Consider the following 16,454-nt stretch of genomic DNA (forward strand, 5'->3'; position numbering starts at 1 on the left):
GTATCTGCAGTGTTTAAAAAATTCTGCTAATGACAACCCTTTTTTGATGCAAAAAATTTGCAAATGGGGAAGCTATGCTCTTTTTTACTAAATAGAGCAGGGTTGAAGTCATCTTTATTGAACCTTAAAAATGAATCAAAAATATTCAAATGTGCTAGCCCTCGAGCTAGCCATATACCAAGTACACGATCAGGGATATAATCCCTTAGATAAGATCGTCGATTTCTGGGAAAAATACGATATCAATACCATCCAGAATACGATCAATACCATATTGAAACACGCACCTGCATATAAGAAAAGCGGCAACATCGTGCAGCTCTGCCATAAGCAGATATTTGCCGTTGATCTGATGCGGTTATTGATTGCATACTTTCATGTGCATACGGACCATATTGACATCAGTCAGCTGGATATATCCGGTGCTGTAACCACGCAGAGTAGCCTGGATGAACTGGAGATCACCAAGCGGATCCATGAATTCTTTGGTAGAATGGTAGACTGATCTTAACAATAAGCAGATGACGAAACAATCAAAATCGTTGGCTACCTTATTGGATAAGGTAGTTGACATTCCAACAATACAGATTATATTTTTTGTAATAATCATCCTTCTAAGTTCTATGTTTAGTTTATCGGCTCAGACGCCCCGCAAGGACAGCGGGGCGGATGGGTTGTTTTTTATCAGCGGTTCCGTCGTGTCATCTGTAGACGGGAAACCTATTCAGGGGGTGTCTATCCGGATCGAAGGTGAAAAGGGGAGAGCCTCTTCTAAAAATGATGGGTCTTTTATAGTTCCAGTCTCCAGTCGCAGAGGTATAGTTTCTTTCTCCCACATGGGATTCAAGCGCTTAGAACTACCGTATACAGCCGGAGTATCATTGACTGTAAAATTGATACCGCTAGAGAATCAATTGGAAGAGGTGGAGGTGGTGAATACTGGTTTCCAAAAAATACCAAAAGAGCGAGCTGCGGGTTCATTTGAGCTTATTGACAACAAGCTTTTGAATAAACGCATGGGTACTTCCATTTTGGATCGGTTAGAAAATGCGAGTGTGAGCACGCGCTTTGAAAAAGACTATCAGTGGAGTGATCAGAATCAATATGCGGATTTACCTCAATTTAATTTTGAAAATAGAGGTCGAACGGCAATGGTGGGTGCAACATCCAGAACCATTGTCTTGGACAATGTATTGTTTGAAGGTGATCTAAGAGATATTAATCCCAATGATATTGAGTCTGTATCTGTGCTGAAAGATGCAGTTGCGACATCCATCTGGGGTACTAATGGCGGTGGTGGTGTTATTGTCCTGACGTCTAAAAAGGGAAACTATAATAGCCCTTTTAGGCTTACTCTGACCAGCAACCTAACTATTCAGGAGCGGCCAGATATATATGCGCTTCCTTTTATGAAAAGTACCGATTTTATAGATTACGAGACTTATCTATTCAACAACGGCTATTTTAATAGCAAACTAAATAATAAGACGAGCTTCCCTACGCTGACGCCTGTTGTCGAAATGCTGAATAAAATGAAGAAAGGTGAGGTGACCGTAGCGGATGGAAATAGATTGATAGATGAATACCGTACGTACGATATCAGGGACGATTATTATAAATATGTGTACAGGCCATCCATAATGCACCAGTATTCACTTAACTTATCCGGTGGTAACGCTAGAATAGCCTATAATGTGTCTGCCGGTCTGGATGATAATAAAAATTCTAAATATTATTCAGAAAATGACCGTAAGACTCTCCGCGTTTCCGTTAAGTCCAATCCGGTCAAGAATTTAAGTCTGAATACAGATATCAATTATACCCATGTGAAGGCAAGGGACTACAGTATGAATCAAGAGGTATCGTACCAAAACTCGACCATTGGATTGGAATGGCCATATCTCAGATTGGCAGATGATCGTGGTAATTTCATTACCTCTGATGCAGTACCATATCGCAAGATATACCGCGATACTGCTGGTAATGGTAAGCTGTTGGACTGGAGCTACAACCCGCTAAAAGAAAGGGCAGATAATTTTAATAAATATAGAACTGGCGATCTGATGATAAATCTGAATGTATCCTACAAAATTCTGCCCAAACTAAATATTCAAGGGATTTATGCATACCAGACTGTATCGTCAGCAGTAGACGATTGGGTGGGGCAAGGGACCTTCAGTGCACGTAATCGGATCAATCTGTTTACACAGTACAACGACAAAATGGTGCTCAAGACGCCAGTTCCGCTTGGAGGAGTTCTTTCCAAAGGAAGTCGGTATTCTAGCGCCCATACAGGTAGAATACAGGTGGATTATAGCGCTGATTTAAACAGTATTCAAAGTAAATTGGATGTGCTAGCAGGTGTAGAAATAAGGCAAAAGGATTATCAATTGGATGATCGGCTTATCTATGGCTATGATCAGAATACGCTGTCATACGCACCCATGGATTTTGTTTCCTTATTTCCGACATTAAATCGGAAAACTGGTGGATCGCGTATTCAGGATGGGATTATTTTTGAGCAACTTACCAATAGGTATTTATCTGCCTTTGCAAATGCCAATTATACGTTTAAAGAAAGGTATATCCTGAACGGTAGTGTCAGGCAGGATGCATCGAATTTGCTTGGGGTAAAAGCTAACGAAAAATGGCAACCGCTTTGGTCTGCTGGAACGGCTTGGATTGTGTCCAAAGAATCATTTTTAAAACATGACAACATAGATCTGCTCAAGCTTAGGGCGACATACGGTTTTTCAGGTAGGGTCAATGGTAGCTATGCTGCGTTGCCGATCATTGAATATCGAGGTAATGATCTACTTACGGGTTTAAGGTATGCCAATATTGCTACGCCCGCCAATCCTTCGCTCAGATGGGAGCGTACCCAGACCATAAATCTCGCAGTAGATTTCGGTGCATTTAATAACAGACTCTCCGGATCATTTGAGTGGTATGTCAGGAATGTAAAAGACCTACTGGCAAATATGCAGCTCGATCCCACGACCGGATATGAAAGTATGATAAAGAATGGGGGACAGTTTCGTTCAAAGGGTTATGAATTGACCTTGAATACTGTAAATATCAGGAACAACAGTTTCTCTTGGCTATCGACGATATTGTTGAGTAAAAATAGGACAAAGGTGGTCAGATACCCTTACAAATTGCCTACTGCAGATTCGTATGTATATAATTCGGGTTCCGCTGGTTCATATCTACTGGAAGGACATGATGAAGCTGCTGTATTAGCCTTTCCTTTTGCTGGGCTAGATCCGAATACGGGTGATCCGCAGGGTTACTTAAATGGTGAGCTGTCAAAAGACTATATGTCAATCTTATATGGTGGTACAGAGAACCTGGTGGACCTGGGCCCGGGGAGACCGACATACTACGGCAATATCGCCAACGAATTCGTGGTGGGCAAGTTTTCCATGCGCTTGAATATACAGGGGCGCTTTGGCTTCAAATTTTTTAGGAGCACATTTTCGCAGATCAATGCCGCGGACTCACGTATGGGGCATCCGGACTATGCGCTGAGATGGCAGAATCCAGGTGATGAGTTAACGACAGACATTCCGTCGCTTAAATATCCGATGGATTCCTTTAGGGATGGCTTCTTTCAGAAGTCAGATGCACTGGTCGTCAAAGGTGACCACATCAGGTTACAGGATATTTTTGTGTCCTATGACCTGGGCAAATGGAAGGGTATCCGGTCACTTTCTGTATCCGCTTTTTTGAAGAATATGAATACTATCCTCTGGCGGGCCAATAAACATGGAATAGATCCAGAGTATCGGGATGCTATCCCACTGCCTTTCTCAGCCTCCTTTGGTCTTAATGTTGGATTTTAAAACGATAACGATGAAATTAAAAATATTTGCTCCTATAATGATAGCGATACTGTTTGTATCCTGCTCCAAATTTTTGGATCTAAAGCCCGATGCTAAAATGAGGGTACCCTCAAGCTTGGAAGATGCTGAATCATTATTGAATGACCGCTCCGCCATGAATTCAGCCTATGCTGCAATTCCCGAAGCTGCGGCTGATAACTATTACCTTGAAAAGGCCAGTTTTGAAGCGTTTACAAATGTAGCCGAAAGGAATATCTATATCTGGGACGCGCAGCTCGATGTCAACTATATAAACTGGCAGGCTAGCTATAAAGTGGTGGCGATAGCCAATCAGGTGATTGACATCTTGTCGGGATTGAATCGGAATGATAACTCCGCTAAGTATGATCTGATCAAAGGGCAGGCGCTATTTTTCAAAGCTTTTGCTTATCAGCAAATTGCAGATGCCTTTACACTTCCATACAACAAGGATACAGCACCGTCTTTGCTGGGTATTGTATTGCGCAATTCGCCCAATGTGGACGAAATATCCTATCGGGCAAGTCTCGAAAGCTCGTATGTCGAAATCAAAAATCTATTGCTGCAGGCTATAGATCTTCTTCCGGCGCAACCGACAGTCAAGACGCTGCCGTCCAAAGCCGCCGCCTACGCGCTTTTGGCGCGGGTGACATTGATCATGCAGGACTGGCCTTTGGCATTGAATGCTGCCAAAGAATGCTTGGCTATCAACAATGAACTGATAGATTATAATCAGCTGAATAGCTCTTCACTGACACCTTTTGAGTTGTTCAATAAAGAGGTTTTGTTCCATGCGGTTACTGGTGCCAACGTGACGTTGACGCCCAGTATATGCTTCGTTGACACTTTGTTGTACAGTTCATACGAGGATAATGACCTTCGAAAGAAGATCTATTTTTCGATGGACGGACAGGGTAAAGCCGTATTTAAAGGAAAGTTTGATGGCGCCCAAAATTCATTTTCCTTTTGCGGGCTGACGATGGATGAGGTATACCTGATTCTCGCTGAGGCCTATGTAAGGACCGATCAGTCTGACTTGGGACTGCAGGCCCTCAATACCCTGTTGCGTAAGCGCTGGATGTCGAATAGCTATGTAGATATCAAGAACGAGGGGCCTGTGAAAGCCAAGCAGGTGATTTTGAATGAACGGCGCAAATCCCTCATCTTGAGAAATACCCGATGGATGGATATCAAACGTCTCAGTACCGAAACGGAATATGCAGTGAAATTAAGCAGAAAACTAGGCGATCAAACCTTTGAATTAGCCAAGGGTGATCTCCGCTTTGCCTTTCTTATTCCGATAAGGGTCGTTAACCAAGCTAGTACTATTCAGCAAAATCCAAGATAATAAATCGAATTTTTTAGTCACTTCTAAAAAACAAACATAAAAAAATGAAAAATTTTATAAAATATATCTGCATCAGTTGCATGCTTTTAAACAATATAGTGTCCATGGCACAGGGACAAAAACTGTCTATACGAAATCCTATAAAATGGCAAAAAAATTATAAGCTATTGGATGGCAAGGAAGAGTTGCCGGTTAAAAAGTTTGGATCTAAGCTGGTGCTGCTGGATTTTTTTACCACTTCCTGTACCTCATGTATAGCGTCATTTCCATTTATGAATGATCTTCAAGTAAAATTTAAAGATCGGGTTCAGGTGTTGATGGTCACGCCCGAAACGAAGGCCGTTGTGGCTAAGTTTTTCGGTAAGAACGACTTTGTGAAAGCGAATAAGCTACCTATTGTGATTGAAGATAAGTGGTTTAGTGAATCGTTTCCGCATAAAGGCGTTCCTCACGTTGCCTGGATTTATCAGGATACTGTAGTAGCGATTACGGGTAAAGACATGGTGACTATGGATAATATCGACAAAGTATTGACCAAAAAAGATCTATCCAAATGGCCTATTAAAGATGACTTTGCAATTGATGCCGCTATGGATGATAATTCACAGGAGGAGGATAGCTACAGTTCAATGTTTGGCCCCTACAAAATCGGCTACCCGCTTAAATATCGGATCGACAGCACTTCGCAAAAGATAGCCTATCATATGACCAATGTAGATGCTATTCCTGCCGTACTCTATACGATTGGTTTGGAAAGGAAGTTGCCCTTGATGAAAAAGGAGCGGATTATATTGAACGTTCGTAATCGGGATAGATTTGTGAATGTTGATAGTATCCCTAAATCCTTTTGGTCACAAAAAAATGCTTTTTGTTTTTCTTCGGAATGGCCTTTTGAGATGGATGCTTCCCAGAGGCATAGAGCATTGTTAAAAGAACTGACTAACAGACTAAACATTCGTGTTACCTATGAACCTCGGGATGTTAAAGTTTGGGTTATTAGACCAAGTAAGCAGAAAAGCGATGCCTTATCAGCGGGGGATATGGAGATCGGAAATTGGTTGACTTTTGTGGAAGTTACTAATCCGCATCTGCCACCCCTGATTATAGAAGGTATTCCGTTAAGTACTAAAGCAGTCTCGTCATATGAAATAAGTGATCTAGCGAGTTTGAAAAAAGCCATGGAAGCAAACGGTCTAACGGTTGGAGAAACGGCGCGCAAAATTGACTGTCTGGTCATTGATGATAACTAATATAACAAAAGGCTGGAGTTTTTAATTCCAGCCTTCGCTAAATCGGGTCAGTAGAGGTAGGGATTAAGCGTCTTTTAAGGAAACTTTTGCTGTATTTGAATGTGTATTCAATGCAGTAACCATTTCACTTAAAATTGCGCTATCCAGTACTGGTCTTCCTGAACCGTCATTTGCAGCTTCGATCGTACAAATGTTTTGGTCGCCTACACACGAAGGTGTTCCTGAAGCTAATGAATAGCTTGAAGGATTCGATGGCGCACTTTGATTGTTCAATTGGAATAATGCCATGTTGCAAAATTTTAATTAGTCAAATCTTGTTATTTAATCAGATAGAAATGCTTTCATATCCGGTCTCACAGATTCTGCCGGGCTGGCCGAAACGCCTCACTATGCCAGTCGTTTATGAGTAGTTGATCGCTTACCGCCACGCGGGAACGTCGTAAACCTGCGTCCATGCCGGTCACGTACAGGGCCGGCACAGCAGCAGGTCGTTGACCGCAGGAGGTTCATCTTTGCAGGACCAGAATACTTCAAGTGCAACAATTGTGATGGCCACTGCCAATACGGGGTTCTCAAATCCGCAGCAAATGGTTTCTCGTTTAAAGAATGCATCCTGATTCGTTCTGTACGCTGTATATGCTCTTGCTTGATCATACTTTTCTGTTTATAAATTCACCCAGTCCTAGGGGTATATATTTCATTGATCCTAAGATAGAGGCAAAAATGTCCTGTTTTTTGATTGAATACAGACTTTGATTTGGTCAAACCCATAATTAATCTTCGGCTTTAGGTGGCAATAGGGATCTGATGTATTCACTCGGTGTCAGGCCGGTATGCCGCTTAAAGAAATTACAGAAGCTGGACTGATCACTAAAGCCACATAGGCTGGTGGTTATTTTGATCGATAGATGCTGCTCCAGGCAATGTTTGGCTTTTTTCAATCGTTCCTGATTACTGTAATGCGTTATCGGTACGCCATAGCGCTCCTTGTGAAGACAATTTAAATATTGAGATTCGATAAATAAGCTTTCGGCAATGTGGATGATCAATACCGGTCCGTCAGTTTCGGCGATCCGACTGCTTATCAGCTCCCGTGCCAGACGTACGATGAGATCAGGGTGGCGCAATAAGCCCTTTGCTTTGAGCATTTTGTCCTTGCTCAAATAAAGCAGCTCCTGAATTTTTTTTAGGATACATAATTTCGGGATCAGGGGCTTTTTAAGCAGTTCTGCGCTTAGCTCGCCCAGGATACGTCGAGTATGCTCCATGGCCTCAAAATCAAGGCTTACCCGATATTGCGGATGCTGCTGCCTATTGGCGGCCACAACTTCATCCAGATAATCAAAACCTGACAATCCATTCAGGTCGAGCAGTTCCAGGGGTAATGTAAACCCTTGGATATGATACTTGCCGGGCTCAAAATGTAAGGTAATAATCGTAATGGGTGCATAGAAAAATGCACCGTGAAAAGGACGGAAGAGAAACTCTTCCTGAATCTGGGGCTGGTGATAATGCACGGGCTGGCGCCCATCCAGGTGATAAAGTAGGTGAGTCTGTGGGCTGAGGATCTCAAAACTGATGTGAGTAGAGGCGCTGGTCTCGATGACGTAACTGTAACTCTCTAGATTGCCTGTTTTTAAATATTCTTCATAAATACTGATCTGGTTATTGCAAAGCAGTCTTGTCCGGCTACCTGGTAGCCGTTGAATAAAGGATTTTGTGAGCGTACTCTTGCTCACAAAATCCATTTCTGCTTCTATCAACTTGAATGATTGGGTCTGCATATAGCTGTTGATTTTGGGGAATTTCCACGTTTGTTTCGGAGAAACATGGATTAGCGATATGCTGAATTCCGATAAACAATGCGGATAGAAAAATAACCGGTCGGCAGCAAGCTGCTAGCGACAGGTGGGGTACTGGATGAATTGTATCGTGAAAGGATGATGTCCTTGGGTGTATCTTCCTCCTCATCGGCCATACTGCTTTCTTTTTGGAAATCGACAGCCAGATTGTTAATCCAGCTATCGGCGATACCGATGCTAAGTGCTGTTTTGAGTGCGGTGGACATATTATTCAGGTATTGGATCTGGCTGGGGCTAAGATCAAAGTAGGCCAGTATAAAACCCACAAAATCGCTCATCACAAAATTGATGATGGCAAGACGGTCGTCAAAAATGGTCGTCAATACTTCTTCTTGCAGGTCGAATACACCTGCCGTGTTAAATGTTCTTTTCATATTTTTCTGTTTGAGTAAAACCACAAATAAAATGGCAAAAACTGCGAAAAGCAAGCGCTTGGATCAGATATGACAGGATTCCGTAAATTTTGACGGAATGTTTCAGGCCGAAATAAATTGGTAATTAAAGGAAATTTTGTAAATTTGAGATAAGTGTTTTTTGCAGGGGTGATCCTGATAAGAGGATGATGTATGGTAGTTTGGTGCGATAATACTCCTTAAAACACCTGTTTATTTGTTTTGAAGCCAATTACCTAAAGATTATCCAACAATTATGTGGCCTGAAAAATTAAAGAAAAGTAAAGGGGTATTTTCGTATTTATTAAATAATACTGCTGGGCAAAGGAGCGAAATATTCTTTTATCTGGTTTATATTTTCTGTTGTGCCATTTTTTCACTGTGGATAAACCTAGGCTCTGCAGGGCTTAACGCGGCTGAACGTATGGCAAATAAGCGCTTTATATCAGTATGGATTGGTACTATTTTATTGCTGTTGTTGTATGCTATTCTGATTAAATATATACATACAGCTTTGGTAATCCGTCGAAGATTTACAGGGAATGCTAAGCTGAATTTTAGCATCTATGTGCTGTACTCGTTATGCATTGTCCTGGCCATTCATGGGCTTATACTTGAAGTTTTACTGCCCCATAAGCCGGGATTGATCTTGTTTTCTTATGCTTACCTGACCACAGACTTTTGGTTTTTCTTTCCGATAGTGGTCGACTATATACTGTTTATCCACTGGTTTCCGGGTTGGGCATTGCTGCAATTTCCGCTCTTTGGCCAGATTAAAATTCATAAGCCTATCCCAGAGCCTGTGGCTCGTCCTACTGAAGTACTGTTATTGACGGCGGGGGTACAATCTGGGGAGCATCAGGCAGCAGATGAAAGTCAAAATACTGTAGTTCAGCTGGATGAAAGCTTAATGGAGCCACCATTGGAGGATATCGCTCAAACAGCGGTAGACTTTTCGCATCAAAATGAGACGGCATCACAGGATACACTCCTGGATTTATGGAAGCGGGATCGGGATAGACCTGCATTGATGGTCTACCTGCTGCGCAAATGGGAGATTGAAGAGCTATTAGACTCTACGACGATAAAATGTCTGCACGCTGTGATCATCTATAAAGAACAGCGTACGGCGGATGTGTATATGCATGATGGCAAATTCTGCCGAATAGATGTGACCACCAAAGAGCTGCAGGAAAATCCCTGGTTGGTAAAAATACGGGCGCGGGTGTATGTCAATATGTTGTACTTTCGGGTGCCTGTAAACCGGCCTAATAAGTTGGAACTCAATGCTGAGATAAAGGAAAAACTGGAACGATGGTTGCCGGAGGACAAACTCAAAATGTTGATCACGCCCTCCCGTGACCTCAGCAAAAACTTAAAAGATTTTTGGGGAATATTAAAATCGCTGGATGAAACGAAATTGGAGGAAGAGTTTAATCTGGCTTAAAATGGAAGTATTGTTTAACGCTGTGGTGATGGAGCCCCTGTACAATGCCAATTGTGTGAAGCGGCTCGTTTCGGCGACCAGCATGTCTAATTGCATGGTTATGTTAAATTTAATGAATCGCATATGTGACCTGTTGGAGGTCATATCTTCTTTGCTGCAAGCGATATTGAAGTATATAACAGAGGAGATGAATAAAGTTCCCACAGAAACGGTGGACGCATCTGCCGAATTGGAACATATGCTTGATATCACACATGTACTCGATAAATTGGGTATTTCTGAATCAAAGTATTACCGGCTGGTCCGCGAGGGAAAACTCAGGCCGAGGAAGCTCGGCAAACGACATTATTACTACCTCTCAGACTTGCACGAGCAGCTCGAGGAGAGTAGGCGGAAGGGACGGATTTAGTTCATTCAAAAGGGGAGCCGAGCGGCTCCCCTTTTTAGTATAGGGCCTTTGCTAATGTTGGTTTATAAAATATATTTTTATTTTTTAATCACCGGGTGATGTGCTGGATTTACCGGTAGAGCTTTGCTGATATTCGGCTTGCTTTCGACAGCGCTTCGGCTCTCGTTTGGCTCCGCTTCGGGACTGCTTCGGCCCATGCTCGGGTCTCCTTCGACTGGGCTTCGAGAGCGCTTCGGCTCGGCTTCGACTTCCAGCCGAACAGTACCCGAACGGCACCCGAACAGTACTCGAACAGCAGCCGAGGCGGAGCCGAACCTGTCCGCACCCCGAGTCGAACATGGTCCGAAGGGCAGCCAATAATTACCCAATAGTAGCCGGGCAACCGACCTCGTGGGGGATGATAACTTCCAGGTCTTTCACAATGCCAAATTCCCTGAAGGGCTACACCAATCTGTTATCCAGCGCTCAATATATTGTTCAAATCTGACAGGCAATGACAGTCCTTCCAATCATTTAAAATCAATCCCTGTACTTCTTCGTTTAAGGCCAAAAGTACTCCTAATTTAGCTCTTGCTAGCAAAACAAAGACTGTGCATGCCAGTCGTAATTATTTATAAATCAAACATGTATAATCATGGCAAGATTCTTAAAAGGTATACACGGAGCTTACTCTGGGAAAGTAGGTAGTGTAATAGGAAGTAGTTGGCGAGGAGTGGATTATGTACGCTCACTCTCCAAGATCACAAACAAAAAAGCAAGTGAAGGACAGATCGCTCAGCGGGCTAAATTTGCGATGGCGGTAGCCTTTCTGTCGCCGATCATGGATCTGCTCAACTTGGGCTACTCGGATAAGCTGCAGGGGAAAGCAACAGGCTATAACAAGGCGCTGCAATATCTGATGAACAATGGCGGCGTGACGGGTACGTACCCTACGCTGGAAATCGATTATTCAAAGATCGTGATTGCCAAAGGCTCATTGTCCAATCTGATGGCGCCCGAATGGTCAGAGCCTTTTCCGCAAGAGGTCGCGCTGACCTGGGCACCGGAACTCAACAAATACAACTCTTTTGCTGATGATTCGGTCATCCTGTTGATGTACAACAAGAACAAGAATTTCTTCAGTATTCTGGAGTCTTCGACCAGGGCGGCTGCAAATCTGAGTTTCACGCTGCCGGCCAGCTATGCGGGTGATGTGCTCGAAGGCTGGGTCTTTACAGGCCACCGGGATGGCGTAAAAACCTCACCGAGTTTCCACCTGGGCGAACTGACCATTAGCTAACATGGCTGTCCAACACACCCTGCTGCTCCTACGAAAGTATGGAGCACAGGGAACTAATGGAACAATCAGCTATCGGGGTGAGCATATCTGCCATACCATCGAATTGCCAGATCATAACAACCGCCCCAGGATCAGCTGTATTCCGGTAGGTCGGTACCGGCTGGAAAAACGGCGCTATCCAAAGCATGGGGAGCAGATCGGTATCCCCAATGTGCTGGGACGCGAAGCGATACTGATCCATGCAGCTAACAATGCGCTGAAGGAATTGCATGGCTGTATTGCACCGGTAACGACCTTAACAGGTGAGGGTATGGGCGACTATAGTGGTAAAGCCCTGGCTAAGCTAAAGGTGCTGGTGTATAGCTTGTGGGATATGGGGGATGAGGTGTATTTGAATATTCGATAACAATTGGGAGGACATGAATTTTGCGCTGCATCCCTTTGTGCCATCTTCTTAGCAAGATGACGGCATAAATCAAACTCGCTGTGCTCAGACAGTGATTTATGCTACCGTCATATTGCGTCAGCGATTGGCAATCGGAATGCTAGGCTTTAAATTCTTTGTACTCAATTCGTGTTAAAGCCATGCTATTCCGGGCCCTTCCTATTTATCAAAGCGGGTTGTGGGGGGATGGAATTGGAATGCTAGGCTTTGAATTCTTTGTCCTCCTATATTGTTCGAATAAAAGGGAGAAGGATTGGATAACGGTCAAAGCCTCATATTCCGACTGCAAATTGATAAAGTCCAAAGGCGTTAAAAATGAATTCTTGTTTGAACGAAGTGAGTTTGAATTCATTTAGCCGTTGGGCAAAAGCAATTGCACCAAGGAATATAGCGATAGACCGTTATCCAATCTCTAAAAAGTAATAATTATGAAAAAGATCTTAAACAAAATCGGACAGGTGCTGCAGGTGGTCCTGCTGGCGCCGGTCAAGCTGCCGAGTAAGGCGGCGAATATCGTAAAATATATTGCGCTGGGGCTGGGTATACTGGAAACAGTCATCGAGGAGGATAAGCCACCACCCCAAGGGATAGATCAGCCGGATGGCAATGCTGATCCAAGCGATAGCGCTATGGAGGAAAGGAGTGAGGCCGATGAAACTCAATAATATGCGTATCTCTGCGATTGGCGGTACCATCTGCTCCATTTGGGCTAGCTTTTCCTTGGGCGATGTGCTGCAGACAGTGCTGACTGCTGCGCTGGGTACCATCGTGAGCTTTGCAACAAGCAGGCTCTTGGGACGCTGGAATAAAAAGGCTGGGAATAAGTAGCTTTAAGGACTGTGGGCGGGCGCGGATCAGTTCCGCGCCCTGGCCCTTAGTCTTGGCCAATTAGGACGCTAATTGATCTAATAATTCGATTTAGTCCCTTGTTTTCTTATATTTGGGTTATCAACTAATCTTTGCTTATACCTAAATTGAAATGATGAACGGAATGAAATGTCGACTGATGATCCTGATCATGGCGTACTTAACACTCGAAGTGGCAAAAGCGCAATCCCTTGATGATTTTACACTGCCCACCCCCTGGACGGCCGAGGCATTAAAAGCCGAGACACCGCTGCCGGAATATCCGCGTCCGCAAATGCAGCGTAGCGAATGGCAAAATCTCAATGGACGATGGGATTATATGGGCGGCAGTGCGCTGCAAGATCCGCGTCAAGCTGGCGCTCCACCGAAATTTCCGGCAAAAACCGAATCCATCCGTGTGCCTTTTGCTCCCGAGTCGGAACTATCGGGAATTGCCCGGAGCGGGGAGAAATTTCTCTGGTACAGACGCGCTCTTACCATTCCATCAGCATGGAAAGGTAAACGTATTTTATTGCATTTCGGTGCGGTGGATCAGTATGCGGTGATCTTTGTTAACGGTAAAAAGGTAGGTGACCATATAGGTGGATACCATGCTTTTAGCCTGGATATTTCGGATTTTCTAAAGGCGGGCGACAATAGTCTTGTCGTAGGAGCTTATGACGCAAATGATGGTAAAACAGCATCTGGAAAGAATGGCGATAAAGGTGATTATACGTTTAGCTCCGGCATCTGGCAAACAGTCTGGATAGAACCTGTACAGCAAAAATACATCACCCAGCTGAAACTGATCCCTGACCTGAAAAATAACCGCTTGCAGCTAACGGCGCTCACCGAAGGCAAAGACCTCACAGTGGTTGCCACCGCACATGCGGATAAAAAGCAGCTGGCGACAGCGACAGGAATGGATCACAAAGCATTTTATCTCGATATAAGCAATCCGCACCTATGGAGTCCCGAAGATCCATTTCTCTATCAGCTGAAGGTAGAACTTAAAGATAAAGAGGGGCGTACAGTGGATCAGGTAGACTCGTACTTCGCTATGCGCTCCATCGGTGTCGGTAAGGTGGACGGCATCAATAGGACCTTATTAAATGGTAAGTTTCAATTTCAGATCGGCGTGCTTGATCAAGGATATTGGCCCGATGGCATTTTTACGGCACCGACCGAAGCGGCTTTGCTGTACGATATTGAACTGGCGAAAAAGGCTGGATTTAACGTCATCCGTAAACATATCAAAGTGGAGCCCATGCGCTGGTACTATCACTGTGACCGGCTTGGGCTGATGGTCTGGCAGGACATGCCCAACTTGTGGTATCCGGACGATACGGATTCAGTAGCGGTACGTAAACAGTTTAGGACCGAACTGAAGCAAATGATGGATCAGCTGCTGAGTGTGCCATCAATCGTCACATGGGTGCCTTTCAATGAAAACTGGGGGGCGTTTGAAGTGGCAGATATAACCAAATGGACAAAAGAATATGATCCTACGCGCTTAGTAAACGGCAATTCGGGGTATAATTACGCGCCCGGATATCGGCCTGCGCAAGGGGACCCGGGTAATGGCGACTTTGTGGATAAGCATCACTACGGAAAGATGGAAGATAAAGCGTTTCCACAGCCGGACGAAAATCGGGCTGCATCTTTGGGCGAATTCGGAGGAAAAGGTCTTTTTGTGCGCGACCACATGTGGCCTGTGGCAAATAACGCTTATGAGATACTGATCAATAAAGATATACTCTCGGATACCTACGTTTACCTGCTCAATGAGATCGAACAGCGTATGTTGTACAGCGGTTTAAGCTGCGCGATCTTTACACAAACTTCAGATGTGGAGCATGAAATCAACGGGTTGGTGACCTATGATCGCCGGGTGGAAAAGTTCGACATGACGAAAGTGAACTCGATAAATCAGGCAATCATTCGCAATAGCGAAAGAATAGGCAAAAAGAAAAAAATCAGTTCAATTTCAAGGTTGTACCCGGTGGAATAGCCCTAGCTCAGCCAGGGGCGGTAGCTCCTGGATATATGAGCTAAGCGCACTATGTTGTAGTGCGCTCAGCTCATCAACTCAGCATGCGTTAACCGTTAAAAACAACACCTTCGTAACAAGCGTTATAGATGGCTTTGAGATCTTCCAATACCGGAACCCGTGGGTTAAATCCCGTACATGGATCTAGCAACGCGTTGTTTGTGATGTAATCGATGTTTTTCTCCCAATCTGCTTTGGAAATACCAAATTCTTTGATGGAAGAAATATTGTTGACCTCAGCACGTAGCGTTTCAATGGCCTGCGCCAGTTCCTCAGCGGTTTCTTTGCCGATCACTTTCGCTAAATCAGGAAAACGCGTAGATACTTTGGCATTGTAACGGATGACATTTGGTAAGAAGATCGCATTGGCAGCGCCATGGGGAATACCATACAAAGCGCCTACCTGATGTGATAGCGAATGAACAATACCTAACCAGGCATTGTTAAATGCTAATCCTGCCATAAAAGATGCGTCGTGCATATTTTGGCGGACCTGGATGTTAGTCGGGTTGTTGACCGCTTCTCTTAAATTATTGAAAACGATTTCTAGACCGCCTTTGGCCAGTACATCTGCGTAGTTGTCATCAATATTCGATACATAGGCCTCCACACAGTGGGTCAACGCATCCAGACCGGTATTTGCAGTGATATGCGCTGGCATGGAAGCACATACTTCGCCGTCTACAATAGCGATATCGGGTGTCAGTTCGTAAGAAACAATAGGGTATTTGACGCCTTTTTCCCGGTCAGTGATGACCGCCAAACCAGTTGTTTCGGTACCTGTACCACTGGTGGATGGGATAGCGATAAATTTTGCTTTGTTTCTCAGGCTGGGTACCGTAAAGGGTTTGACCAATGCATCGAAATCTGCATCCGGATGTTCGTAGAATACCCACATCATTTTGGCAGCATCAATCGCCGAGCAACCCCCAAGGCCAACGATCCAGTCCGGTTGAAACGCAAGCATCGCTTCTGCGCCGCGGAAACTTGTAGCTGATGACGGATCTTCCTCTACACCGTCAAAAACAAACGTTTCAAGACCTGCTTCCTGTAAAAATGCAATTGACCTATCCAATGTTCCGCTCTTGCGCATCGAATTTCCTCCGGTCACGATAAAGGCTTTTTTACCTTTTATATTTTTCAGTTCTTCAAGACTTCCCGCACCGTGGAATACTTCCCCTGCAATAAATAATTTGCTCATTTTTCTATCTTTAAATTTTATGCCTCAAAGATAGGGCGGCCATAAGGCTCAGTTATTACACA

At 44.1% G+C, this 16,454-nt stretch carries 15 protein-coding genes; 11 read left to right on the forward strand and 4 right to left on the reverse strand.

Translation table 11 applies throughout. The annotated features are described in order from the left end of the window. Positions 1 to 130 precede the first annotated feature (130 nt). From OGI71_RS03720 to OGI71_RS03735, 4 genes are read left to right on the forward strand one after another with little or no spacing between them, the layout of a single operon-like run. Positions 131 to 505: a hypothetical protein gene (locus OGI71_RS03720; RefSeq protein ID WP_282253953.1), complete on the forward strand. Its 375-nt coding sequence runs from the start codon at positions 131 to 133 to the stop codon at positions 503 to 505. A 16-nt stretch (positions 506 to 521) separates the two neighbouring features. Then, positions 522 to 3,845, forward strand: coding sequence for a SusC/RagA family TonB-linked outer membrane protein (locus OGI71_RS03725; protein WP_282253954.1), 3,324 nt, complete (start codon positions 522 to 524; stop codon positions 3,843 to 3,845). 10 nt (positions 3,846 to 3,855) lie between these two features. Next, positions 3,856 to 5,211 (forward strand): RagB/SusD family nutrient uptake outer membrane protein, encoded by a 1,356-nt coding sequence (locus OGI71_RS03730; protein WP_282253955.1) that lies wholly within the window; start codon positions 3,856 to 3,858, stop codon positions 5,209 to 5,211. A 44-nt stretch (positions 5,212 to 5,255) separates the two neighbouring features. Beyond that, on the forward strand, positions 5,256 to 6,461 hold the full coding sequence (locus OGI71_RS03735) for a hypothetical protein (protein ID WP_282253956.1): 1,206 nt from the start codon (positions 5,256 to 5,258) through the stop codon (positions 6,459 to 6,461). 63 nt (positions 6,462 to 6,524) lie between these two features. On the opposite strand, the gene OGI71_RS03740 is transcribed toward OGI71_RS03735, so the two are convergent. From OGI71_RS03740 to OGI71_RS03750, 3 genes are all read right to left on the reverse strand, one after another. After that, the gene (locus tag OGI71_RS03740; protein WP_282253957.1) at positions 6,525 to 6,749 is read right to left on the reverse strand and encodes a hypothetical protein; all 225 of its coding nucleotides are present in this window, start codon (positions 6,747 to 6,749) and stop codon (positions 6,525 to 6,527) included. Between the two features lie 485 nt (positions 6,750 to 7,234). Beyond that, entirely contained in the window at positions 7,235 to 8,245 is a 1,011-nt protein-coding gene (locus tag OGI71_RS03745) for a helix-turn-helix domain-containing protein (protein ID WP_282253959.1), read from the reverse strand. 50 nt (positions 8,246 to 8,295) lie between these two features. Next, positions 8,296 to 8,697, reverse strand: coding sequence for a hypothetical protein (locus OGI71_RS03750; RefSeq protein ID WP_282253960.1), 402 nt, complete (start codon positions 8,695 to 8,697; stop codon positions 8,296 to 8,298). A gap of 274 nt (positions 8,698 to 8,971) precedes the next feature. Between OGI71_RS03750 and OGI71_RS03755 the strand changes: the two genes are divergently transcribed. The 7 genes from OGI71_RS03755 to OGI71_RS03785 all read left to right on the forward strand — a co-directional run bounded on the left by OGI71_RS03755 (position 8,972) and on the right by OGI71_RS03785 (position 15,152). Beyond that, positions 8,972 to 10,162 carry a hypothetical protein gene (locus OGI71_RS03755; RefSeq protein WP_282253961.1) on the forward strand — a complete coding sequence of 397 codons (1,191 nt, stop codon included), beginning with the start codon at positions 8,972 to 8,974 and terminating at the stop codon, positions 10,160 to 10,162. Position 10,163: 1 nt separating this feature from the next. Beyond that, complete coding sequence (locus OGI71_RS03760; protein WP_282253962.1) at positions 10,164 to 10,571, forward strand: helix-turn-helix domain-containing protein; 408 nt, start codon at positions 10,164 to 10,166, stop codon at positions 10,569 to 10,571. Positions 10,572 to 11,205: 634 nt separating this feature from the next. Further along, positions 11,206 to 11,850 carry a DUF6266 family protein gene (locus tag OGI71_RS03765; RefSeq protein WP_282253963.1) on the forward strand — a complete coding sequence of 215 codons (645 nt, stop codon included), beginning with the start codon at positions 11,206 to 11,208 and terminating at the stop codon, positions 11,848 to 11,850. Position 11,851: 1 nt separating this feature from the next. Beyond that, on the forward strand, positions 11,852 to 12,256 hold the full coding sequence (locus tag OGI71_RS03770; RefSeq protein WP_282253964.1) for a DUF5675 family protein: 405 nt from the start codon (positions 11,852 to 11,854) through the stop codon (positions 12,254 to 12,256). A gap of 467 nt (positions 12,257 to 12,723) precedes the next feature. Next, complete coding sequence (locus OGI71_RS03775; RefSeq protein WP_282253965.1) at positions 12,724 to 12,960, forward strand: hypothetical protein; 237 nt, start codon at positions 12,724 to 12,726, stop codon at positions 12,958 to 12,960. Then, the gene (locus OGI71_RS03780; RefSeq protein WP_282253966.1) at positions 12,947 to 13,123 is read left to right on the forward strand and encodes a hypothetical protein; all 177 of its coding nucleotides are present in this window, start codon (positions 12,947 to 12,949) and stop codon (positions 13,121 to 13,123) included. The genes OGI71_RS03775 and OGI71_RS03780 overlap by 14 nt, the downstream gene beginning before the upstream one ends. Positions 13,124 to 13,274: 151 nt before the next feature. Beyond that, positions 13,275 to 15,152, forward strand: a complete 1,878-nt coding sequence (locus OGI71_RS03785; protein ID WP_282253967.1) for a sugar-binding domain-containing protein — start codon at positions 13,275 to 13,277, stop codon at positions 15,150 to 15,152. Positions 15,153 to 15,240: 88 nt separating this feature from the next. Here OGI71_RS03785 and OGI71_RS03790 read toward each other — a convergent pair whose 3' ends face one another. Further along, positions 15,241 to 16,392 (reverse strand): iron-containing alcohol dehydrogenase, encoded by a 1,152-nt coding sequence (locus OGI71_RS03790; protein WP_282253968.1) that lies wholly within the window; start codon positions 16,390 to 16,392, stop codon positions 15,241 to 15,243. Between the last annotated feature and the right edge of the window lie 62 nt (positions 16,393 to 16,454).

This window comes from Sphingobacterium sp. ML3W (assembly GCF_029542085.1).
Lineage (GTDB): Bacteria > Bacteroidota > Bacteroidia > Sphingobacteriales > Sphingobacteriaceae > Sphingobacterium.

Excerpts from the sequence above, each read along its gene's own strand:
- OGI71_RS03725 (WP_282253954.1), top strand. The coding sequence starts at position 522 with ATGACGAAACAATCAAAATCGTTGGCTACCTTATTGGATAAGGTAGTT.
- OGI71_RS03720 (WP_282253953.1), top strand. The coding sequence starts at position 131 with ATGAATCAAAAATATTCAAATGTGCTAGCCCTCGAGCTAGCCATATAC.
- OGI71_RS03785 (WP_282253967.1), top strand. The coding sequence starts at position 13,275 with ATGATGAACGGAATGAAATGTCGACTGATGATCCTGATCATGGCGTAC.
- OGI71_RS03730 (WP_282253955.1), top strand. The coding sequence starts at position 3,856 with ATGAAATTAAAAATATTTGCTCCTATAATGATAGCGATACTGTTTGTA.
- OGI71_RS03790 (WP_282253968.1), bottom strand. The coding sequence starts at position 16,392 with ATGAGCAAATTATTTATTGCAGGGGAAGTATTCCACGGTGCGGGAAGT.
- OGI71_RS03770 (WP_282253964.1), top strand. The coding sequence starts at position 11,852 with ATGGCTGTCCAACACACCCTGCTGCTCCTACGAAAGTATGGAGCACAG.
- OGI71_RS03745 (WP_282253959.1), bottom strand. The coding sequence starts at position 8,245 with ATGCAGACCCAATCATTCAAGTTGATAGAAGCAGAAATGGATTTTGTG.
- OGI71_RS03740 (WP_282253957.1), bottom strand. The coding sequence starts at position 6,749 with ATGGCATTATTCCAATTGAACAATCAAAGTGCGCCATCGAATCCTTCA.
- OGI71_RS03765 (WP_282253963.1), top strand. The coding sequence starts at position 11,206 with ATGGCAAGATTCTTAAAAGGTATACACGGAGCTTACTCTGGGAAAGTA.
- OGI71_RS03750 (WP_282253960.1), bottom strand. The coding sequence starts at position 8,697 with ATGAAAAGAACATTTAACACGGCAGGTGTATTCGACCTGCAAGAAGAA.
- OGI71_RS03735 (WP_282253956.1), top strand. The coding sequence starts at position 5,256 with ATGAAAAATTTTATAAAATATATCTGCATCAGTTGCATGCTTTTAAAC.
- OGI71_RS03760 (WP_282253962.1), top strand. The coding sequence starts at position 10,164 with ATGGAAGTATTGTTTAACGCTGTGGTGATGGAGCCCCTGTACAATGCC.
- OGI71_RS03755 (WP_282253961.1), top strand. The coding sequence starts at position 8,972 with ATGTGGCCTGAAAAATTAAAGAAAAGTAAAGGGGTATTTTCGTATTTA.
- OGI71_RS03780 (WP_282253966.1), top strand. The coding sequence starts at position 12,947 with ATGAAACTCAATAATATGCGTATCTCTGCGATTGGCGGTACCATCTGC.
- OGI71_RS03775 (WP_282253965.1), top strand. The coding sequence starts at position 12,724 with ATGAAAAAGATCTTAAACAAAATCGGACAGGTGCTGCAGGTGGTCCTG.